24 protein-coding genes are annotated in these 20,553 nt (G+C 69.2%); 6 read left to right on the top strand and 18 right to left on the bottom strand.

What is annotated here, in order from left to right; translation table 11 throughout:
• Positions 1-162 precede the first annotated feature (162 nt).
• Both E6A26_RS06965 and E6A26_RS06960 read left to right on the top strand, forming a co-directional pair.
• Positions 163-1,416 (top strand): MFS transporter, encoded by a 1,254-nt coding sequence (locus E6A26_RS06965; protein ID WP_136610452.1) that lies wholly within the window; start codon positions 163-165, stop codon positions 1,414-1,416.
• A gap of 148 nt (positions 1,417-1,564) precedes the next feature.
• Positions 1,565-1,780, top strand: a complete 216-nt coding sequence (locus tag E6A26_RS06960; RefSeq protein ID WP_136610451.1) for a hypothetical protein — start codon at positions 1,565-1,567, stop codon at positions 1,778-1,780.
• Positions 1,781-1,921: 141 nt separating this feature from the next.
• Here E6A26_RS06960 and E6A26_RS06955 read toward each other — a convergent pair whose 3' ends face one another.
• From E6A26_RS06955 to E6A26_RS06900, 12 genes are all read right to left on the bottom strand, one after another.
• The gene (locus E6A26_RS06955; protein WP_136610450.1) at positions 1,922-2,203 is read right to left on the bottom strand and encodes a TM2 domain-containing protein; all 282 of its coding nucleotides are present in this window, start codon (positions 2,201-2,203) and stop codon (positions 1,922-1,924) included.
• Positions 2,204-2,372: 169 nt separating this feature from the next.
• Positions 2,373-3,200, bottom strand: coding sequence for a GvpL/GvpF family gas vesicle protein (locus E6A26_RS06950; RefSeq protein WP_136610449.1), 828 nt, complete (start codon positions 3,198-3,200; stop codon positions 2,373-2,375).
• Positions 3,197-3,523, bottom strand: a complete 327-nt coding sequence (locus E6A26_RS06945) for a gas vesicle protein K (RefSeq protein ID WP_136610448.1) — start codon at positions 3,521-3,523, stop codon at positions 3,197-3,199. The genes E6A26_RS06950 and E6A26_RS06945 overlap by 4 nt, the downstream gene beginning before the upstream one ends.
• On the bottom strand, positions 3,504-4,220 hold the full coding sequence (locus E6A26_RS06940) for a gas vesicle protein (RefSeq protein ID WP_136610521.1): 717 nt from the start codon (positions 4,218-4,220) through the stop codon (positions 3,504-3,506). Before E6A26_RS06940 ends, E6A26_RS06945 begins: the two co-directional genes overlap by 20 nt.
• On the bottom strand, positions 4,220-4,759 hold the full coding sequence (gene gvpJ / locus E6A26_RS18095) for a gas vesicle protein GvpJ (RefSeq protein ID WP_327407440.1): 540 nt from the start codon (positions 4,757-4,759) through the stop codon (positions 4,220-4,222). Before gvpJ (E6A26_RS18095) ends, E6A26_RS06940 begins: the two co-directional genes overlap by 1 nt.
• On the bottom strand, positions 4,756-5,250 hold the full coding sequence (gvpO, locus tag E6A26_RS06930) for a gas vesicle protein GvpO (protein WP_136610447.1): 495 nt from the start codon (positions 5,248-5,250) through the stop codon (positions 4,756-4,758). Before gvpO ends, gvpJ (E6A26_RS18095) begins: the two co-directional genes overlap by 4 nt.
• A gap of 14 nt (positions 5,251-5,264) precedes the next feature.
• Positions 5,265-5,504: a gas vesicle protein GvpG gene (locus tag E6A26_RS06925; protein ID WP_136610446.1), complete on the bottom strand. Its 240-nt coding sequence runs from the start codon at positions 5,502-5,504 to the stop codon at positions 5,265-5,267.
• Positions 5,504-6,229 (bottom strand): GvpL/GvpF family gas vesicle protein, encoded by a 726-nt coding sequence (locus E6A26_RS06920; RefSeq protein WP_136610445.1) that lies wholly within the window; start codon positions 6,227-6,229, stop codon positions 5,504-5,506. The genes E6A26_RS06925 and E6A26_RS06920 overlap by 1 nt, the downstream gene beginning before the upstream one ends.
• A 15-nt stretch (positions 6,230-6,244) precedes the next feature.
• Positions 6,245-6,652 (bottom strand): gas vesicle protein GvpJ, encoded by a 408-nt coding sequence (gvpJ, locus tag E6A26_RS06915; RefSeq protein ID WP_136610444.1) that lies wholly within the window; start codon positions 6,650-6,652, stop codon positions 6,245-6,247.
• The gene (locus E6A26_RS06910; RefSeq protein WP_136610443.1) at positions 6,649-7,866 is read right to left on the bottom strand and encodes an SRPBCC family protein; all 1,218 of its coding nucleotides are present in this window, start codon (positions 7,864-7,866) and stop codon (positions 6,649-6,651) included. The genes gvpJ (E6A26_RS06915) and E6A26_RS06910 overlap by 4 nt, the downstream gene beginning before the upstream one ends.
• Positions 7,867-7,890: 24 nt before the next feature.
• Positions 7,891-8,568 (bottom strand): hypothetical protein, encoded by a 678-nt coding sequence (locus E6A26_RS06905; protein ID WP_136610442.1) that lies wholly within the window; start codon positions 8,566-8,568, stop codon positions 7,891-7,893.
• A 314-nt stretch (positions 8,569-8,882) separates the two neighbouring features.
• On the bottom strand, positions 8,883-11,414 hold the full coding sequence (locus tag E6A26_RS06900; protein WP_168928692.1) for a M12 family metallo-peptidase: 2,532 nt from the start codon (positions 11,412-11,414) through the stop codon (positions 8,883-8,885).
• Between the two features lie 365 nt (positions 11,415-11,779).
• Here E6A26_RS06900 and E6A26_RS06895 point away from each other — a divergent pair, with 365 nt between their 5' ends.
• Positions 11,780-13,687 (top strand): amylosucrase, encoded by a 1,908-nt coding sequence (locus E6A26_RS06895; RefSeq protein WP_136610519.1) that lies wholly within the window; start codon positions 11,780-11,782, stop codon positions 13,685-13,687.
• Between the two features lie 79 nt (positions 13,688-13,766).
• Here the strand turns inward: E6A26_RS06895 and E6A26_RS06890 are convergent, their stop codons facing one another.
• From E6A26_RS06890 to E6A26_RS06875, 4 genes are all read right to left on the bottom strand, one after another.
• Complete coding sequence (locus tag E6A26_RS06890) at positions 13,767-14,123, bottom strand: SPW repeat protein (RefSeq protein WP_136610440.1); 357 nt, start codon at positions 14,121-14,123, stop codon at positions 13,767-13,769.
• Between the two features lie 257 nt (positions 14,124-14,380).
• Positions 14,381-14,947, bottom strand: a complete 567-nt coding sequence (locus E6A26_RS06885) for a DUF6328 family protein (protein WP_211128991.1) — start codon at positions 14,945-14,947, stop codon at positions 14,381-14,383.
• A complete protein-coding gene (locus E6A26_RS06880) occupies positions 14,928-15,197 on the bottom strand; it encodes a Rho termination factor N-terminal domain-containing protein (RefSeq protein WP_136610439.1) in 270 nt (89 codons plus the stop codon). Before E6A26_RS06880 ends, E6A26_RS06885 begins: the two co-directional genes overlap by 20 nt.
• Positions 15,198-15,582: 385 nt before the next feature.
• Positions 15,583-16,413, bottom strand: coding sequence for a sigma-70 family RNA polymerase sigma factor (locus E6A26_RS06875; protein WP_136610438.1), 831 nt, complete (start codon positions 16,411-16,413; stop codon positions 15,583-15,585).
• A gap of 415 nt (positions 16,414-16,828) precedes the next feature.
• Between E6A26_RS06875 and E6A26_RS06870 the strand changes: the two genes are divergently transcribed.
• The 3 genes from E6A26_RS06870 to E6A26_RS06860 are packed head-to-tail and all read left to right on the top strand — an operon-like array spanning position 16,829 to position 19,318.
• Positions 16,829-17,854: a zinc-dependent alcohol dehydrogenase gene (locus E6A26_RS06870; RefSeq protein ID WP_136610437.1), complete on the top strand. Its 1,026-nt coding sequence runs from the start codon at positions 16,829-16,831 to the stop codon at positions 17,852-17,854.
• Complete coding sequence (locus E6A26_RS06865; RefSeq protein WP_136610436.1) at positions 17,832-18,221, top strand: 6-pyruvoyl trahydropterin synthase family protein; 390 nt, start codon at positions 17,832-17,834, stop codon at positions 18,219-18,221. Before E6A26_RS06870 ends, E6A26_RS06865 begins: the two co-directional genes overlap by 23 nt.
• Positions 18,218-19,318, top strand: coding sequence for a glycosyltransferase family 4 protein (locus tag E6A26_RS06860; protein ID WP_234865164.1), 1,101 nt, complete (start codon positions 18,218-18,220; stop codon positions 19,316-19,318). The genes E6A26_RS06865 and E6A26_RS06860 overlap by 4 nt, the downstream gene beginning before the upstream one ends.
• Here E6A26_RS06860 and E6A26_RS06855 read toward each other — a convergent pair.
• Both E6A26_RS06855 and E6A26_RS06850 read right to left on the bottom strand, forming a co-directional pair.
• Entirely contained in the window at positions 19,315-19,983 is a 669-nt protein-coding gene (locus tag E6A26_RS06855; RefSeq protein WP_136610435.1) for an SDR family oxidoreductase, read from the bottom strand. The genes E6A26_RS06860 and E6A26_RS06855 overlap by 4 nt on opposite strands.
• A gap of 104 nt (positions 19,984-20,087) precedes the next feature.
• Entirely contained in the window at positions 20,088-20,531 is a 444-nt protein-coding gene (locus E6A26_RS06850; RefSeq protein ID WP_136610434.1) for a very short patch repair endonuclease, read from the bottom strand.
• Between the last annotated feature and the right edge of the window lie 22 nt (positions 20,532-20,553).

Here is a 20,553-nt window from a genome sequence, read left to right as displayed (position 1 = left end):
TCCTCCCCTTCGGTTCTCTCGGCGAGTCTCGCGCGGGCTGAGTCTCCCGCTCTGGGGCCCTTACCCGCTGGGCCTCCCGCCAACCACGGCTCCGCGCCCGCCAGGACGGCACGGCTATACACTTCGGGTGGTACGCCGCGTCAGGCGGGGCAGGAGGATTCCGTGGCATCGTCCGAGCCGGCCCGGCCGCGCCGCTTGCCGCTGTTCGCGCTCGTGGGCGCGTACCTCGTCTCCGGCATCGGCACAGCGATGTCCGCCGTGGCGATCCCGTGGCTCGTCCTCGTGACGACCGGCAGCGCCGCGGCCACCGGACTGGTCGGCTTCGCGCAGATGGCCCCGTACGTCGTGTTCCAAGCGGCGAGCGGGCCGCTCATCGACCGCATCGGGCTCCGGCGGGCGTTCCTGGCCGGCAACGCACTCGCCGGATGCGCCGTGTGCGCGATTCCAGCGCTCTACACGTCCGGCGCCCTCCCGCTCGGGCTGCTCGCCGGCCTCGGCGCGATCGCAGGCGCCGCGCGAGGCGTGGCCGACTCGGCGACGACCCCCATGATCCCGCCGCTCACCACGCTCGCGCAGACAGCCACCGAGCGAGCCATCGGGCTGTATTCGGCCGCGAATCGGACGGCGATGCTCGTCGGCATGCCGCTCGCCGGCGTCGTCGTTGCCGTTGCGGGCCCGGCCACCGCGGTCCTGGCCGACGGCGTGTCTTTCCTTGCGGGGGTCGCGGTCGTCGCGGCGGCGGTCCCTGCCTTCCCGAGGTCCGCAGCGCGGGCCGCGCCGATGCGGCTCCGCGGCTTCTTCGGGGAGCTGGGCGAGGGCCTGCGATTCCTCCGCTCGGACCGCCTGCTGCTCGGCGTCGTGGCCCTCGTCGTCGTGACGAACCTGCTCGACGAAGCGCTCACGTCCGTCTTCCTCCCGGTATGGGCCCATGACCGAGTCCACCAGCCGGAGGCTCTCGGGCTCGTCGGCGGGCTTTCTGGCGTCGGGATGCTCGTCGGGGTCTCGATCGCGGCGTGGCTCGGCCCGCGGCTCCCCCGCTGGCTCACGTTCGCGCTCGGCAACTTGCTCTCGGCGGCGCCGCCGTTCTTCGCGCTCGCCGGATGGGACGCCCTCGTGCCCGTGGGGATCGTGTTCGCTGCCTGCGGCGTGTTCGGCGGGATGCCCAACCCCATCATCGGGGCGGTGCAGTTCGAGCGCATCCCCGAACACCTCCAGACGAGGGTGCTGGGGGCCATCAAGGCGAGCGCATGGGTCGGGGTCCCGTTCGGGGCGCTTCTCGGCGGGGCGCTGACCCAGGCTGTGGGACTCGCCTGGGCCGTTTCGCTGGCCGGGACACTCATGCTGCTCGTCACCGCGGCGCCGCTCGTCTTCCCGATGTGGCGGCAGCTCGACCGGGCGCCCGACCCCGCGGCGTAGGCCCCCGCCCTCGTGCGGCCCGCCGGTGATGGAACAGTTCGGAGAGCTGGCATGAACATCGGTGAAACGGCGGCGGGTCGGTTATCGGGGCGGGCCGTGCCCGGGACAGCATGGGGTCCAAGCACAGGCTCGACCGGAGGAATCCACCATGGCCGTCTCAACCGTCCTGGCCAACCCGCACGTTGCGGATCGTCTCTCGGCCCCCGAGGTGGCGGCTCTCGATCTCGCGAGCGATCCGGAGCTCGCCGAGCTCCTGGCCGCGGCCCCGAGGATGGCCCGCGCCCTCAACGCGATCCTCAATCTCGACGTCGACGACCGCGCGCGGCGCCTCATCATGTGGGAGATCCGCGAAGCGCTCGGCTGAGGGGCCGCTCCTCAGCGACCAACGCTGAGCGAGCGGTCGACCTGAGGTTCGCCTTCCTCGCGACCACAAAGCGGGCGGCGAAGGATTCCGCCGCCCGCCTCGTGGTGACTGCAGCCTGGTGATGGCGGCAGCCGTGTGCTGCTAGTCGGCCAGCGGAGTTCCGTTGGCGTCCGCGCGGAAGGCCTCCGCGCGCGCGAGGATCATGATGCCTTCGACGAAGCCCCACAGGGCACCGAACCCAAAGGTCACCAACGTGACGATGATCTGGATGATGGCGATCTTGGTGTAGCCGAGGTAGAAGCGGTGGATGCCGAGGCTGCCGAGGAAGATCCCGAGCAGGCCGGCGGCAATGCGGGACTTGGGCTGAGCAGCGGGGACGGGCTGGCCGTCGGCGGCGGGCTGCTCGAGATGGGGCTGGGTCATGGTGGACCTTTCTGGGGGAAGGCGAATGGAGCTTCAAGGGGTAGCGCCGCCGCATCGAGAGGTGGAGCAAGGCAGGGCGCGGACGCCCCGCCTCGAGAGCGGCAGGACGATCATGTCAATTGGACATGTAAAAAGCTAGCAATGAAGCACCGGGCACGCGCCGCGGCGGTTACGGCGTGCCGGGCTCCGACTGTGCCCGAGGGGTGTTCGGCATGCTCGCGAAGGAGAACGGCGGCCACGGCCCGAGGAACTGGACGCGCACCGCCGGATCTTCGGCCTGGATGTCCGTGAGCTCCCCGCCGATCCGCGGGACCTCCTCCCGGCTCGCGAGCAGCGAGACGTTCAGGACGGTCACGTAACCCTCCGGCGGGTGTCCGCGCAGGTTCTCCGCGACGTCCCGGCTCAGTCCGGCAAGCCGGCGGCGATACCCCGGATACAGGTGGTCCGCACGCGCCTCGGCCTCCTGCCGCACGAGCGTTGCGAGCTTCTTCCGCAGGAGCCGCTGCACCCCGGGCGGCCGCGTGCGGAGGTCCTCCTCGAGCTGCCGCGCCTCAGGGCTTTCGCGTGCGGCGGCCTGCTCGTCGAGGGAGATCTCGACACGGAGTTCGACGCCGCCGTGGAGCGCGGCGAGCCGCTCGACCAGGGCCGGGGCCGAGTGCCGCAGCCACTCCGCCAGCCGCTCGCGCGCGGAGTCTTCCTCGCCCCGCGTCACGATGACGTTGAAGCCCATGGGCAGGACCGTGCCAGCGTGGGCCCAGCACCGCTCGGCGACGTTGCCGTGCTCGAGGACCCGCCGCTCGGCATCGCGGTCCGAACCCGCATAGGGCGGCGCGTCGTGCCGATGGACCACCGCGGCGACCCCCTCGGCGACGGTCACCAGTTCGAGGGGCTGCGCATCGATGCCCGCGCCCAAGGTCGCCGGATCGAGGTCCGCGGGGACGATGGCGTAAACGTAGAGTCCCGCGGCTTCCTCCGGAGACGACCGCTGGCCGCTCACTCGAGTCCTCCCCGAGCCTCGCCGGCCCGTTCCCCGGGATGCGTGGCCAGTTCGACGAGTTCGGCCACTGCGTCGTCGAGACCGCGCCGAAGCTCTTCCACGGAGTCGTCAATGCCGTGCTCCCGCTTGAGCTGAGCCATCGCCTCGTCCAGCTCGAGCAGGGCGTTTCCCAACCGATCCTGCTCCTCCACCGTGAGCGAGCCGCCCTCAAGCCGTCGCATCGCCTGCGCCTCGAGCGCTTCCTGGATGATCTCCACGAGGGTCACGACGAGGGTCAGGATCCCGTTCTTGAGGTTGTCCTCGTCAATCCGCAGCGTGCTCATTCGGCACCTCCTCGCGGCGCAGCGCAGCTTCCCATCTCCCGGAACGGTCGACGGCGACCACGGCCTCCCAGCCCGCCGTCGCCAAGGCCAGCACGCGCCGCCCGCTCAATTCCGGGGCAGCTTCGGGCCAATCCTCGCCCGCAATGGCGCGGACGCCCTCGAGCTCGGCGGGAGCGATCTGCACCGCGGGGCGCCGATCGCCCTCGCCGCGCCACGCGAATCCGGTCGACGCGTCCCACCGAGCCGTTCCGCGGCGCCACACCTCGCCCTGCGAGCGCGTCTCGAGGTAGAGGGCCTCGCCTTCCAAGGCCTCGCCATCCGAGGCCCCGCCTTCCGGCGCGGCGGCAGGAGCGTCTGACTGCTGGGAGCCGGAACGCTGCGGACTCGGGTGTTGCAGGCTCGGGTGCTGCAGGCTCGGGCGCTGCAGGCCTGGACGTGCGCCGCTCAGGCGCGGGAGGCCGCCGTCGTCTGCTGACGCGGGCTGCAGCGACCCCGCCCGTGCGCGCTCGTCCCACTCGCGCATCATGCCGTACTCGAGAAGCGTCTCCATGCCGGCAATCGCGGCGCGCAGGCTCACGCCGATGAGCGGGATTTCGGCCACCGTGATGATCGCGTCGACGTCGAGGTAGACGCCCTTCGTCAGCAGCGTGTCCACGAGCGCGGACACCGCCGACTCGGATTCCCGGACGGGTTCCATCACTCCCCCGCCTCCGTTTCATCGGGTCTGCCGCGACCGCCCTTATGGGCGCGATCGCGCGAGTCCGGATCGCTTTGCTGGCCGTGTCCGTCGCTCTCGCTCAGCGCGAGGGCGCTTCTCCAGCCGCACCAGGGGCAGAACTCGTGCAGCAGCTGCTCGGCGGGAGCCCGCTTGCCACACTGGGGGCACGAATCCTTCCGCTCGAGCGAGTCGTTCCACGCGGCGGTGTCGCGATTAGTGCCCGACGGGAAGTCGAGGCCGTACCGGGCGGCCGTCTCGAAGGAGGCAAGGGCCGCCCGGATGCGGACCCCGAGCAGCTCGACGCCGGCCAACGAGACCGTGATGTCAGCATTGATCACGAGGCCCTTGTCGAGCAGGGTCTCGATGATCTGGCTGAGCGTGCCGTCGCGGTCGCGCTGCGGCTGCATCGGGGCAGCACCGCGCGCGGCCGGGCTTCGCGGCGGCGAAGGAACGACGTCGCGTCCCGCGCCTCCTGCTTCGCGCGGCCCCGCACGGGTGCTGTCAGATTCCTGGATCATTGCCCTCCGGGCCGGCCCCGCAGGTATCGCTGTCCCCGCGAATAGCCCACGAGCTCGCCCTGGGTATCGACGTCGACCGAATATTCGGCCATGACGTCCGAGGTGTCGGGAAAGTGGTGGGCCTCGACGACCTCGATGATGACGTTCCAGTTGCCGTCGTCCTTCTTGGACATCCCGACGACGGCTTCGATATCCCGCGTAGTCAGTTCATGGAGCTGGACCACCGCAGCCTGAGCCGCGCGAACCGAGCTGATCTCGGAGTCGCGGGACCCGCCGGAGTCGCGGGACCCGCTCTCCTCGCTGGTCTTCTTGCGTGGAGGGCGCTCGCGCGACTCCTCGCGCGCCTCGCGCGCCTCATCCGAACCGGAGCTGCCTCGCCGCGGCGCCTCGCGGTCGCGGCGCGGGGCCTCACGTGATTCGTCCGAGCGGGAGCTTGTTCCTCTCCTCGCCGCGGTGCGTCGAGGAGCTTCCTCTTCATTTCGGGACGCCATGGTCAGTACTCCTTTCAGCCCCTGCGGTTCTTGCCTTCGAGGAGGCGAGCCACGAGTTCACGCTCGAGGGCCGCCGCTTCCTCCTCCGGAAGGTCTCCGCGGCGCCTTGCCTCGGCCACGTCCTCGAGCTGCCGCCGGATGGCCGCCGGATCGTAGTACCGGCGCTCCGCCTCCTCAGCGAGACGCTCGGCCACCCACGCCACACCCTTGACGGGTGCGAGCGGGAGGCCGAGGATCCCTGAGATGAGTCCCATCACGCCCCGCTGACGAAGTCGTACGGGGCCTGGGGGCCGAGCAGGCGAAGCGTCACGCGGCCCGCGAGTTGCCGAGCCAGGTCTTCGGCAGCCCGCTCGAACTCCGCCTGCCTCCTCCGCTCCACGAGCAGGGCGAGCTCGATCACGTCGTCCGCCTGGCCGGGCTCGTGCTCGACCACCTCGAGAGCGAACGGGGCAACGGCGGCACGGATGGGGTCCGCCTCGCCCGCGGCCTTGCGCTCGAGCCCGTTGACCACGAGTTCACCGAGGCGGATCCTCTCCTCTCGGGTCTCGTCCTCCGACGTCCCGGAGATCGTCCGGCTGAGCGCCGCGATCTCTGGTTCCTCGTCGACGAGCTCGGCCAGAACCTGCTCACGGACGAACCGGCCCTGCAGCGTGAACTGCGCGGCGTCTCCTACCCTCGCGAAGTGCTCTTCGAAGAGGTCAGCGCGCGGGGCGAGGACCTGTTCCACGAGAGCGTCCTCGTCCGGGACGACGGTTCCGAAGACCATCGGCAGCACCGCACCCTCGGCCGCGACGCGATCCAGGACAGCGCTGTGGGCCAGAAGATTGTCCGGAGTGCCGATCTCCTGCGCCCCGTCGAGGGACGAGATGAGTGCCGTATGGCCGTCAGAGGCGAACGTTGTCAGCGTCTCTCCCTGCACGCCGGCGACCGTCGGAACGGTGGCAGAATTCGGCATAACGCCGTAGACGTAAAGGCTCATGGGGACTCCTTGTCGCTATCCGCTGTCGTTCCGGCGGCGACGGGGACGCGAGGCTTGCTCCTCGTCGTCGTCCTCGTCGTCCTTCTTGCCGATCAGCGCTTCCTTCGCGCCGGTCAGCATGCCCTTGGTCTTCTTGCTGGCGCCGTCCTCCTGCATGTCACCGATCATGTCCGGTAGCCCCTTGCCGCCCTGCCTCGTGAGGTCCAAGCGGTTGGTCGCCTCGGCAAAACGAAGATAGGTGTCGACGCTGGCAATCACGATGCGGGCATCGATCGTGAGCACCTCGATCCCCACCAGGGAGACCCTGACGTAAGCGTCGATGACGAGCCCTTTGTCGAGGATGACGTTGAGAACGTCAGCCAGCGAGCTCGAATGGGGCCGATCCAGATAGCCCCCGCGGGCCTGCGTCGAGGTGCTGCTCATGCCTTGCTCCTCCCTGCCCGGGCCCGTGCCCGGGGCTTGGGCCGGGACTTAGCGGGACGCCCGTCCTCGGAGTCAGAGCCGCGATCGTCAGTGCCGTCGTCGCGGTCGTCCTCGTCCTCGTCTTCCTCGTCGTCCTCGTCGTCCTGGGCCTCGTCGTCTTCGTCTTCTTCTTCGTCTTCGGGGGCCTCGTCGTCGTACTCGTCCTCGGCCTCCTCGTCGTCGTACTCGTCTTCGGCGGGCTCGTCCTCGTACTCGTCGTCCTCGCCGTCGTCGTACTGGTCGTCACGGTCTTCGTCGCCACGGTCTTCGTCGTCGGCGCCCTCGTCGTCGTACTCGTCCTCAGACGACTGTTGCGCTTCCTCGTCCACGACCTTGTCATGGGTGCGGACCACCTCGCCGTCGCGGATTTCGCCGCGCCAGCCTTCGACGTCGTCCGGGTTGAGGATCGTGGACGTCATGACGTGCCGCACGTACCGCTTGAGCTCGACGCGGACCCGGCGGCCCACGGCACGCCAGATCTGGGCGGTCTTCTCGAAGAATCCCTGCGGGTAGTACTCGACCACCACGCAGATCCGGGTCAGCCTCGGGGCGACCTCGTGAAAAGTCACCGAGCCGTCCAGATGGCCCTTCTGGCCTTTCGACTTCCAGACAATCCGCTCGTCGGGGACCATCTCCTTGATGGTCGACTCCCACGTGCGGTGCGAAAGGAAGACCTGGCCCTTGAACTCGACCTTCGCGTCGTCCAGATCGCTGTCGACGTTGTGGACCTTCTTCATGAAGTCGGACCACTCTTCGAATTCGGTCCACTGGTTGTAGGCGACCCTCACGGGAACCCCCACATCGACCCATTCGACGAGATTCACGAGCTTCTGCTGGCGGCTTCCCTTTCCACCTCCCGTGATCGCCTCCGCGCCTGCGGAAACGGTGTCCTTGATCTTGTCCTTGACGCCGGACAATGCCCCGCCCACGGACGCGAGCGCCGGGCTCTTGCCCTTGAGCTTCGCCTTCAGGCCCTCGCCGGCGGCCTTCCCTTTGATGCTGGGCGATTTGCCGTCGGCGTAGTCAGTAAGCCGATCGGTCAGGCCCTCGATCCCTTCGCTGACCTTGCCGATGCCGTTGTTGACCAAGGACATGCCGTAGTCGCCTGCGGCGTCCTTCAGGTCGTCCAGACCGAGCTTCTCCAGCACGGAACCGGAGCTCTTCTTTGCCTCCATGGCGTGCCTCCTTCTGCTGGCGACTCAGGCGGACGACGATTTCTTGGTCGACTTTGAGGACGAGCCCTGGGCCCGGCTCGTGCTGCGCCGAGTCGACGTCGTGCTGCGCGAGCCTCCGCGCGATCCCGACCCCGAAGCCGTCCGGGAGCTTGAGGTGCTGCGAGAAGACTGGCGGCGCGCCGGCTTCTCGGGCTCCTCCTCAGGCTCTTCCTCGGGCTCCTCTGCGGAGTCCTCGGGCTCCTCTTCGGTCTCGTCCGCGGAATCCTCAGGCTCCTCTTCGGCCTCATCCGCGGAATCCTCGGGCTCCGTCTGGGTCTCGTCGTCCTCGTCCTCGGGCACGTCCGGCTCGTCCGCGTCGCGCGGCTCCTCGTCCGCGCCCGACTCGACGGCCTTCGGCTCGCGCAGCTTCTCTGCCCGGTCGAGCAGATTGTCGCTGAGCGAGCTGATGCCCTTCGATGCAGCGGCAACGGCGGCACCGGTGGCTGCGTCGACAAGCGTCGTGGTGAGCTGGCTGGCGATCTTCTGCGCACCGGGAGAGGAGTCGAGCAGCTTGGTGGCCCGGCCAATCAAGTCATCCCTGTGTTGGAATAGCTGCCTGCCGCCGATGGCGCTGGCCACTGTCAGGGCGAGCTTCATCTTCTTGGTCCTGCCGAGCAGATATCCGGCAATGAGAACAGTTGCGAGTTTTGCTTTGCCGTCCACGGGAACCTCCATCCGTGTTGGGGCGGGTATTGAGCGAATTTTGCTCGATATTGTGAGGCGCCACCGGAAAGCGTGCGAAACCTCCGGCGGCGCGAGGTGATCCCTCGTGCGGAATCACAGCAAACGGACTGATGCGCGGGCTATACCGCGCATTCCGACTTCGAACCGTTACCCAGCGCCGAAGGTCCCAAACTCGGGGAATATTGGAGCCTTTAAAGCCGACAGCCGCCTCTCCGTGCAAAATCAGCACGGAGAGGCGGCTGTGGCAGAGGTTGCGTGCGACCGGCGGACCCCGCCGCGCGCAGCCTCGCAGGCTACGAGTAGATGATCGTCGTGGTCCCGTTGACGAGCGTGATGTGGCCGCCCTGGAAGTCCTGCTCGGTGCCGCCGGGGATCGAGTAGATGCCCGAGGTCGGGTACCCGAGACGGCCGGCCTCGAAGCCCGTCGAGGACCACGCGGTGCGGATCGGGCCGTACGACTCGTGAGCGCCCGTGGTCGGCGAGGTGATCGTCGCGCCGCCCTCGTAGTTCTGGTACGAGCCGCCGTTCTTGAGTCCGGTCACGATCCCGGTCGTCGGATAGCCCAAGACCCCGGTCTCGAAGCCGAGCTTCTGCCAGACCTGGCGCATCGCGCCGAGGGACTCATGCGTCCCCGCGGTCGGCGAGGAGACGATCGCCCCGTTCTGGAAGTTCTGGTACGAGCCGCCGTTCACGAGGCCCGCCACGATCCCGCTGGTCGGATACCCGAGCTCACCGGTCTCGAAGCCGAGCTTCTGCCACAGCGCCCGGATCGGACCGTAGGACTCGTGGGCCCCGGTGGCCGGCGAGGTGATCGTCGCGCCGCCCTCGTAGTTCTGGTACGAGCCGCCGTTCACGAGGCCCGCCACGATCCCGCTCGTCGGGTAGCCCAAGACGCCGGACTCGAAGCCGAGCTGCTGCCAGACCTGGCGCATCGCGCCGAGGGACTCATGAGTCCCTGCGGTGGGCGAGGAGACGACCGCCCCGTTCTGGTACGACTGGTACGAGCCGCCGTTGCGGAGCCCGCCAACGATCCCGCTCGTCGGATACCCGAGCGCACCCGCCTCGGAGCCGAGCTGCAGCCAGGTCTGCCGGATTGGCCCCATCGACTCGTGTGTGCCCGCCGCGGGAGCGGAGACAATGGCTCCGCCCTCGTAGTTCTGGTACGAGCCTCCATTCACGAGGCCGGACGTGACGTAGCTGGTCGGATAGCCGAGCGCACCGGCCTCGAAGCCGAACTGCTGCCACACCTGACGGATGGGCCCATACGATTCGTAGGCGCCCGAGGGCGCCGCGATGATGGCACCGTTCTCGTAGTTCTGGTACGAACCGCCGTTGCGCAGCCCCCCGATCGTTTCCGTGGTCGGGTAGCCGAGCACGCCGGTCTCGAAGCCGAGCTGCTGCCAACGCTGGCGGATCACCCCCATCGAGGAGTGCGCCCCGGTGCTGGGGGTGAAGACAATGGCCCCGCCCTCGTAGTTCTGGTAGACGCCGCTGTTGCGCAGCCCACTGACCTCATCGGTCGTGGGGTAGCCGAGCGGCCCGTTCTCGTAGCCGAGCCCTCCCCAGACGCTCCGGATGGCGCCGCGGGAGACCATGAGGCCGTTCGCGGGCGTCGAGATGACCGCGCCGTTCTGGTAGTTGCGGTAATAGCCGCCGTTGCGGATAGCCGTCACGGGACCGGTCGCGCTGCCGAGCCCCCATTGCGCCGCCTTGGCGTCCATCTGCGGGCCGAGGACCGCGCCCACCGCCGTGAGCTGGACCGTCGCGGAGTTCGCGTTCACAGCCGTGATCTGGACCTGGGTGCCGCCGTCCGTCGTGAAGGTCTGGCCGGCCTGCCACGACAGGTTGTACCTGTAGTAGTTGCTGTCCGGCAACGTGTTCGGCGGGATGAGGACGGACTCTGTGGGGTCGATGCTCGTCTTGATGATCTGGATGCCCTGATTGCCGTTCACGGCGGTCGGGGCGTCGTAGCCCACGGGCGCCTTGTACTGGAGGTAGTACTCCTCCCCGGTCACCGGATCCTGGAACTTGACGGCGCGATTGGCGCCGGTCCCGGCCCACGGCGTGAGCGTGTAGGTCGCGGGCTGCCCGGCCGTGCCGACGTCGGCGATCTCGTTTCCGTTCCCGTAGCCGCCGAATTGGTACAGCACGGAATCGAGGTAGGGCTCGTTGTACTGCGAGATCCCCATGACGTCCGTGTTGTTGCCGTATTCCTTCGACCTGCAGGAGGCGTCGGCGAACGCGCCGTTGACGATCCTCGAGTCGGGACGCCCGTCCGTGCACTCGAGCGTGTTGGCATGGCCGAGGCCCTGGATGTGGCCCAGCTCGTGGGTCATGACCGGCGGCGTGAACTGCGAGGGCTGCGCGAGCATCACGCGCCCGCTCTCGTTGCCGATGGACCACGTCACGCCGAGGGCCGTCGGCGAACCGTTGACCGTGACGTTCTGGTTCGGGTCCACGAGCATGAGCACCTTGTTGGGCGCATCGGTCCAGTTCAGCTGGGTCGCGACCGCGTTGATGATCGTCGAGAACTCATCGTTGGACGCGACCTGGTTCGTCGAGAGGCTCGAGAGCGAATCCAGGTGCAGGGAAATGTGTCCCGCGGACATGGTCTGCCAGTAGGTGTTGGCCGTGTTGAACGCGTTCTGAAGGGCCGTCGTGTCATACGTCGCGTTCGGCTGGTCTCGCGTCCTGAGCGTCACGAGCGTGATCCCGATCTGCGCCGTGCGCTGGGGGTAGCTCAGAGCCGGCTGCACCGCCGCGGGTGCCGCAGCAGGGACGACGACGCCGGGCGCCGCGAGCGCCGACGTCGCCGGAGGTGCCACGACGGCAACGAGGGCGACGGCGAAAGACGCCGCTGCTCGCCAAGCGCTCCGCAGGCGCGGCGCCCCGGCTGCACGCCTGCTGTCACGTGCCCGATCAAACATTTCGGTCCCTTCGTTCGGCACTCGTCATGCGCTTGGCACAATCGTCACGAATTTTATCGAATATGACAGGCCAATAAAACCGCGCCGAAGTCGGTTTAAGCCTGTGGCACCCATCGTTATGGCAAAACACCTTTTGCGTTAACCTGACACCGCGCCCGCTCCCAGTTACGCGCACCTCTTGAGGTCGCGGTCTCGACGGCACGCAAGTAACGTATGTGGCACGCATCACACCGATCGCGGGAGCCAACGCCGAGGAGGGTCACGTGCGGGAGAGCGCGAGTACCGAGCAGGAACCCCGTCATCGCGTCTTGGCCGCCCTGGACGCGGATCCCGGGCTGACGCGCGGAGCGGAGTGGGCCGACTTCGGCGCCCGCTTCGACCGCCATTTCCCGGACCTCGAGAGGCTGTTCCGATCCTTGTACGGCGGTCGGGAGGACTGGCTCGAGCAGCTCGCTGCCCTCGTCGTCGAGTGCGCGAAGTCGTGGCGGGTCCGACCGGCGGAACTCAAGTCGCTCGACGCGCGGCGCGAGGCGGAGCCCGACTGGTACCAGTCGCGGGAGATGCTCGGCGGCGTCTGCTACGTGGACCGCTACGCGGGAAGCCTCGCGGGCCTCCGAGACCGCATCCCGTACTTCCGCGAGCTCGGCCTCACGTACCTGCACGTCATGCCGCTCTTCCTCGCGCCGGAGCCGAACTCGGACGGCGGCTACGCGGTCTCGAGCTACCGGGACGTCGACCCGAAGCTCGGCACCATGGCTGAGCTTCGCGAGATCGCGAGCGAGCTGCGGGAGAACGGCATCAGCCTCGTGGTGGACTTCATCTTCAACCACACGTCGGACGAGCACGCGTGGGCCCAGCGGGCCGCGGCCGGCGACCCCGAGTTCGAGGACTACTACTGGATCTTCCCGGACCGCACCATGCCGGACGCCTACGAGCGCACGGTCCGCGAGATCTTCCCCGACAACCACCCGGGCTCGTTCGTGCAGCTTGCCGACGGGCGCTGGGTCTGGGCCACGTTCCACACGTTCCAGTGGGACCTCAACTACTCGAACCCCGCCGTCTTCCGCGCGATGGCCGCAGAGATGCTCTTCCTCGCGAACCAGGGCGTCGAGATCCTGCGCATGGACGCGGTCGCCTTCATCTGGAAGCAGCTCGGCACGGCGTGCGAGAGTCTGCCCGAGGCGCACGAGCTCTTGCGCGCGTTCAACGCAGTGTGCCGCCTCGCGGCGCCGTCGCTCCTCTTCAAGTCGGAGGCGATCGTGCATCCGGATGAGGTGGTCCAGTACATCGACCCCGCCGAATGCCAGCTCTCCTACAACCCCCTTGAGATGGCCCTCACGTGGGAGGCCCTCGCGACGCGGGACGCCTCCCTCCTCGCGCAGGCGCTCAAGCGCCGCCACAACCTCCCCGACGGAACGGCGTGGGTCAACTATGTTCGCAGCCATGACGACATCGGGTGGACCTTCGCCGACGAAGAGGCCGCCGAGCTCGGGATCAACGGCTACGACCACCGCCGGTTCCTCAACAGCTTCTACGTGAACCGCTTCCCCGGAAGCTTCGCGCGCGGCGTCGCGTTCCAGGACAACCCGCGTACCGGCGACTGTCGTATCTCCGGCACCACGGCCTCGCTCTGCGGCCTCGAGTCCGGCTCGCCGGACTCGATCCGCCGTGTGCTGCTCGCGCACTCGATCGCCATCAGCACGGGCGGCATCCCGCTCATCTATCTGGGCGACGAGGTGGGGCAGCTCAACGACTACAGCTACGCGGACGAGCCGGGGCATGAGCAGGACAGCCGGTGGGTCCACCGCCCGCGCTATCCCGCCGAGTGCTATGCCGACCGCGACGATCCGGGCACGCCCGCCGGCGCGATCTTCGCGGGCCTCACCGCGATGCTCGCGGTGCGGGCGAAGACGCCCGCCTTCGCCGGCAATCGCCTCATCGACTTCGAGACGAACAGTCCGCACGTGCTCGGCTACCAGCGCCCAGCGGACGACGGCGCCGTCCTCGCCCTCGCGAATTTCGCGGACTCACCCGAGCACGTCGACGCGACGACGCTTTCGGGCCTCGAGGGCGACGCCGTCGACCTCCTCACGCAGGAAACGGTGCGGATCGCAGACGGCCTGACCGTCCCGCCGCAGGAGTTCCGCTGGCTCGCGGTGCGCCCGGCCTGAGGCGGCTCCGCCTGCCCCGTGAGCACGAAACGGCCGCGACGCCTCAGGACGCCGCGGCCGTTGTGGACTAACTCTTTTTCTAGTGCGAGGGCATCATCTTGCGATGCGTGTCGATGCTCGGCCGGATGGCCGCCGCTGTCACGACCGCGGCGATCAGCCCAGCAATCCAGGACGTCCAAGCCGCTCCGGCGGATCCGGTGTAGTTACCGATCCACGGGGAGATGAACAGCAGGACGCCGACGGCCGCCTGTGCGTACTCGAGCCACGGTGTGCCCGGCATGGACAGGTTGAGGACGGCCGTTGCGATTAGCAGGATGCCGAAGACGAGCATGAGAGACGTCGCGGCCGCCGAGGGCATGGTCACGATCACCGACAACGCGGCGACCAGACCGCAGACTCCTGCGACGTAGTCTTCCCAGCGCATCCACTTCTTCATTGAGTTACTCCCTCCCATCAATCCGCTCCCCCGGACTCCCGGAGGAGCCGGTCAGTGGGGTGGTGGTCGGTGCTTTCGCGCCGGCGCCCGAAGCCGCTGGCCTCTTCCAGTAGACGCCACCAAACCCATGCTGTAAAGGGCACATAAGGTCACAGACTGGGGGTCAAAATCAACCGGAAGCTCACGTTCTATCGGTCCACAGGACCCGGTCGCGGGACGGCCTCAGCGAGGGGCACCACCGGCTGGTGAGCGCGACGTCACTGATTCTCGCTGTCGGTGTCGCCATGCGTGGTTTCGGGCTCGGCGGGGAGCCCATTTTCGGGGGTGCGAGCCACAGCGGCTGGCACCCCGAGGAACATGACGAGGCACAGCACCGCGAGCGTGCCCCCGATGGCCCACGCCTGCCAACGGCCCAGGACGACATCGAAGATGAGCGCCGAGGTGCCGACGATCAGGACTGCGGCGAGGCCCAAACCGACTTTGGCGGCCCAGGTCCCGCTCGCGACGAGCCGGTTCTTCACCTGATGCCTGAACAGTCGGCGGTGGACCCCCAGCGGCATGAGGACGACCGTGAGCGCGGTCGCGGCCGTGACGACCATCGCGACGTAGAGCCACGTCGCGTAGGCGTCGAGCACGGTGAATCGGGCCTGGAACGGCAGGGTCATGAGGAAGCCCGCGATGAGCTGGAGGCCGGTCTGGAGGATTCGGAGCTCCTGGAGGATCTCCGACCAGTTCCGGTCCAGCTTCTCGGCGTAGGTCTCGCGGCGGCGGTAGATTCCGCGCCGCCGGCCCTCCGGCGGATTCTCAGTGATTCCTGAGGGCATCGATGAGCTCGGACTTCCGAAGGGACGAATACCCCTTGATCCCCAGCTCCTTGGCGCGATCCCGCAGTTCCCCCACGGTCCGCTCCTCGTAGTCCTCGGCGTGGCCGCCGCGGCGGCCTACCTTGTCGCGGCCCTGCTTCGCCGCTGCGTTCGAAATCCGCGCGGCCTTCTCCTTGGACGCTCCGTCATCACGGAGCTCCTCGTACAGTTCGGGGTCCTTGATGCTCGGTGGCACGTCTCGTTCCGGCATGACTCCTCCTCATCTCAGAGCGGCGGAATGGGCGGACCGGGCGGAACCGACGGGTCCGGCGGTAGCGGCGGCGTCGAGGGGTCGCGCGGCGGGCTGTCGGGACCGCGGCCGGGTTCAGGCTGTTCCGGCGGGAGACCCGGGATCGGATCAGGCGACGGCTCGGGCCGCTCCTCCGGCGGGAGCGTAGTTGCAGAGATTCCAGTCTTTGGCTCGGACATGATCCTCCTAGCGATGATCGGGGCAGCACCGCGCCGCGGCGCCGCCTTCTTCGCGTACAGGAGTGTTTCCCGCTGGGGAAGTCTTCACACACATCGCGGCTCGGCGGGGCGAGTCCCGAGCGGACGCGACCCCGAGAGGCCGCGGAGGAGCGATGGACCCGGCGGGCTCACGCCGCCATACGACGGCGGAGCCTCCCGAGGAGCCGGCGCAGCAGGCGCGAGACCTGCATCTGGCTCACGCCGAGCTCGCGCGCGATCTCATCCTGCGTGAGTTCCTTCACGAAGCGAAGGTGGAGGAGCTCGTAGTCCTCCGCCGACGCTCCCACGAGCGCATCGGCGAGAGCCTGCATCGACTCGACGCGCTCATAGCCGGGCTCCTCCTCGGCCACGACGACATTGAGCCGCCGCTCCACAGGATCCTCGGACGCATCGGCGTGCTCGATCGGATCCGCCACCATCGAGGCATCCGCGATCTGGGCCTCCGCGACATCCTCAACGGGAAGCGCGAGCTCCGCGCTGAGCTCCCTCGTTGAGGGCTCGTGCCCGAGGTGCTGCGCGAGCCGGGGACGCAGAGCGTTGACCTTGAGCCGGAGCTCCTGGATCCCGCGCGGCGGCCGAACGACCCACGACTGGTCCCGCAGATAGCGCTTGAGCTCGCCCGTGATGGTGGGCACGGCATAGGGGACGAATCCGTGGCCCTGGTCCTGGCGGTACCGATTGGCCGCCTTGATCAGGCCCAGGCGGGCCACCTGGCGAAGATCGTCCGGATCGTGACCGGGGCAACGGAAGCGCTTCGCGAGCGCATCGGCGACTCCCAGATACTCGATCGCCAGATCGCCGGCCTCCTGGGCTCGGGCCGCCGTCTCCGGAGAGGCCACATCGCTGGCCAGATCTTCAAAGGTGGTGCCTCCAGCTGCGCGCGCCTCGAGAACGGGGTTCGCGTCATGGGCGGCTGTCCGTGGCTGAGCCACGCGCCGCTCTTCTTCAACGCTCGTCATGTACGGGTCTCCTTCTCGCCTGCGTCGATGTGGGACTGGCCGTTCAACTGCGTGGAATCCGCGAATTCACCGCTCCGAATAGACAGACCGTTCTGTCTATATATTCTGACTCTCTGGACGCTACGGCTAGACAGACCGTTCTGTCTATACCCGGCGGGGGTAGAAACGTACAGCCCGGCGTTTACGCGGCCTCGGGCTGGGTACCCCCCACGCAGACAAGGGTCGCGGCGAAACGGAGGCTGCATGCGAGACCGGGGGGACTGGGCGCCACGGAAGGTGAATCAACGAACGGCTCACGGACGGAATCACCGGGAGACCGTGAGCGGTTCCACTGCCCCGAGGGCGGCGAGGACAATGTTCGCAGCAGGGAGTCGACAGGACCTCCCGGCCCGGCGATCGATCTGGCGGTGAAGCCATGAATCAGACGGACGGCGGCCGATTCGCAACGGCCTACTGGGTTACCGGTCCCCGCGAGGGCGAGCTACGGACTGAGTCGCTCCCCGAGCCCGGCGAGGGCGCGGCGCTCGTGCGTTCGCTCTATTCGGGGTACAGCCGCGGGACCGAGAGCGTGGTGCTTGCCAATCACGTTCCACCGCGGGTTGCCGGGCTCATGCAGGCGCCGCATCAGGAGGGTTCCTTCCCGTGCCCGGTGAAGTATGGCTACCTCTCGGTGGGGGTCGTCGAGGACGGGCCCGACGAGCTGCGCGGGCGCACGGTCTTCTGCCTGTACCCGCACCAGGACAGGTACGTCGTCCCGGTCGCCGAGCTTGCGGTCATCCCCGACGGCGTCCCCGCGCAGCGCGCGGTCCTCGCCGGCGCCGTCGAGACCGCGGTCAACGCCCTGTGGGACGCGGCGCCCCGCCTCGGCGACCGCATCGCCGTCGTCGGCTGTGGGCTCGTGGGCGGTGCGGTGCTCGCGCTCCTGAGGCGCTTCCCGCTCGAGCGCCTGCAAGCGGTGGACCGCGAACCCGGCAAGGCGTCGCTCGCCGACGCCCTCGGCGTCGACTTCGCGCTGCCCGACGAGGCGCTCGACGACTGCGATCTCGTGGTGCACTGCTCCGCGCACGCGGAGGGCTTGGCCCGGAGCCTCGAGCTCGCCGGCGACGACGGCGAGGTCCTCGAGCTGTCCTGGTACGGCGAGCAGCCCGTCTCGATCCCCTTGGGTGCCGACTTCCACGCCCGGCGCCTCGCGCTGCGCTCGAGCCAAGTCGGCAATATTGCGCTGGCACGCCGTCACCGCCGCACGCGCTCCGAGCGGCTCGGCCTCGCGCTCCAGCTGCTCACCGACCCCGTCTTCGACCAGTTCTTGAGCGGACCCACCGACTTCGCCGACCTGCCGCGCGACGCCGAAGCCCTCGCCTCGGGCGTGCTCGACGGGCCCTGCCACGTGATCCGCTACCCCGGTGCCGAGGAGGACCATGTACACGCTGACCGTCCGTGACCACGTCATGGTCGCGCACAGCCTGCCGCGCCCGGCCTTCGGGCCCGCGCAGGGGCTCCACGGGGCCACGTTCGTAGCCGAGCTCACCGTCCGCGCCCGCGAACTCGACGAGAACGCGACCGTCCTGGACATCGGGCTCCTGTCGGGGATGCTGGGCGAGGTCCTCGACGGCCTCCGGTATCGCAATCTCGATGAGCACCCCGACTTCGAGGGGCGCCTCACGACCACGGAGGCTCTGGCGCGCCACATCGCGGAAGGGGTCGCCGAGCGGCTCGCGGCCTCGCGCGGGACTCGGATTGTTGGCGTCTCGGTCGTGCTCCGGGAGAACCCGGACGCGTGGGCCGGCTACAGCCTGGATCTGCCGTGACTCCCCGCCCGGCCACGAGGATCGACGTCGTCGGACCGGGCGCGTTCGGCTGGCGGTCGGGCGGGACCACCTACAACCAGCGGCTCATGGCGGGGCTGCGTGAACTCGGCGTCGACGTGCGCGAGCACGTCGCACCCGGCGCGTGGCCGGAGGGCAGCGCCGCGGATCGGGCGGCGCTTTCGGCTCTCCTCAGGGGCATTGCGGCCGACGGCGGCGGCGCAGCCATCGTCGACGGCCTGGTCGGTCTCGGCTGCCCCGACGAGCTCCGCGAGGCGGAGCGCGCTGGGGTCGCCGTGTGGGTCCTCGTCCACTCGTCCCTCGTGGACCTGGCGCCGTCGGGCACCCCTGACGCGGCGCGCCTCGGGGGCCTCGAACGCGCGGCCCTCACGATCGCCACGGGCGTCCTCGCGCCGAGCGAGTTCTCCGCGCGCCGCCTCACCCAGCGGTATGGGGTGAGCGCCGCCGTCGCCCGTCCCGGGGCCGAGACCGCCGCGGAGGCGCATGGGTCCCGTCCCGCGCGCATCGTGTGCGTCGCCGCGCTCCTGCCGGGCAAGGGCCAGCTCATCCTCCTCGAAGCGCTCGAGCGGCTCGTCGACGTCCCGTGGAACGCGGTCCTCATCGGTTCCGACCGCGCCGACGCCTCGTACGCACGGCAGGTTCGGCAGGCAGCGTCGCTGCCGCCGCTGGCCCCGCGGGTCACGATCACGGGAGAGCTCTCCGGTGCCGAGCTGGAAGACCAGTGGCTCGCCGCGGACCTGAGCGTCCTGCCGAGCGCGAGCGAGACCTTCGGGCTCACGGTCGTGGACTCGCTCTCGCACGGCGTCCCCGCGCTCGTCGCGGCGGGCACCGGTGCGGAGGAGGCGCTCGGACTCTCGATCGCCGGCGGAGAGGGGCTGGCCGGCGCGGCCGCCGCCCTCCGGTCCGCCGACGTGCTCGAGCAGGCCCTGCGCGCGTGGCTCACGGATCGCGCCCTGTGCGACGCGTGGCGCGCCGCCGCGCGCGCGGCGCGGCCCGTCCTTCCGGGCTGGGACGCCACGGCGCGAGCGGTCCTCGACGCCGTACTGAACGGTAGGGCGGGAGTCCAAGAACCCGCTTAGCGGCGGGAGGGCGCGAGCTCTTCCGGCCTCAGCGCGCGGGCCACGGCCAGAACCGAGCCGGACAGGAGGCTCGACTCCGTGGACGCGAGGTACACAAACGCGTCGAGCTCTTCCTCGTCCGTGAGGGTTTCTGGTCGCTGGCCGTGATCGAGCCCCGCCTCGAGGAGGGGATCCCACCGGGGGCCGCCCACCACGGCGTTGACGCGCACGCCCCGGGGTCCGAGCGCGTGCGCCCACCCGCGAGTGGTCTCGACGACCGCCGTCTTGAGCGCCTCCTGGCTACGGCTCAGCACGGGGCCCTGCGCCGAGAATCCGGCGGTGTTGATGATGCTCGCGCCGGCACCCATGGCCGGGAGCGCCGCCTCGGTCGTGGTCACGAGGAGGGCCATCGAGCGCTCGAGCGCGCGCTCCACGCCGCTGCGGATGTCGGACGGCCGCGTCCCGACTTCGGGGATGACCACCGGCCCCGTATTGACGAGCACGTCGAGCCCGCCGAGGCTCCTCGCCGCAGAGCGCGCGATGCGGGTCCCGTCCGCCGAGCCTGCTGGCTCGACCTCGAGCAACGCCCCGCACCGTTCGAAGACGGTGCCCAGGCGTCCTGCCAGTTCCGGGTCCTCGCCCGTGACGAGAATCCGTCGGAGTGCCAGCCGGCCCCCGAGAGCCATGGCACCATCTCCCTTGGTTCGCGGCCAGTGAAAGGCCGCGCGATCGTGAACGGCAGCTGAAACTGCGGACAGAACTGAGACCTCCTGATTCGGGTACAGGACCCCTACCCGTCCAGCCCGTTCCCAATCACGGCGTGTCGGATCTGCAGCGCGACGGCCGCCGGGTCCTCGTGGCTCCAGAAGCGCAGCACACGCCAGCCGCGCTCGGTGAGGGCCTCCGTCGTCTCTTCGTCGCGCGCGCGGTTGCGCGCAATCTTGGGCCGCCAGTAGTCCACGTTGCGCTTCGGTTCGATGTAGTGCTCGGGGCATCCGTGCCAGTAGCAGCCGTCGATGAACACGGCGACCCGCGCCCGCGTGAACACGAGGTCCGCCGTGCGCCGCAGCGCCGGCTCCGGCCGGTACGCGACCCGGTAGCGCAGTCCCATCGCGTGGACGGCCTGGCGGACCAAGAGCTCGGGCGCGGTGTCGCGGGACCGGTTCCCGAGCATCGTCTTGCGGATGGCCGGCGTCGAGGCCCACGAGGAGACGACGTCTGGCTCCCGGCTCATGCAGCCAGCGTACGCCGAGCCG

Origin of the sequence: Sinomonas albida (assembly GCF_004919045.1) — a bacterium.
In the GTDB taxonomy this organism is placed as follows: domain Bacteria; phylum Actinomycetota; class Actinomycetes; order Actinomycetales; family Micrococcaceae; genus Sinomonas; species Sinomonas albida.
The sequence above is the reverse complement of the archived record's forward strand: the minus strand, read 5'-3'. Positions and strand labels throughout refer to the sequence as shown.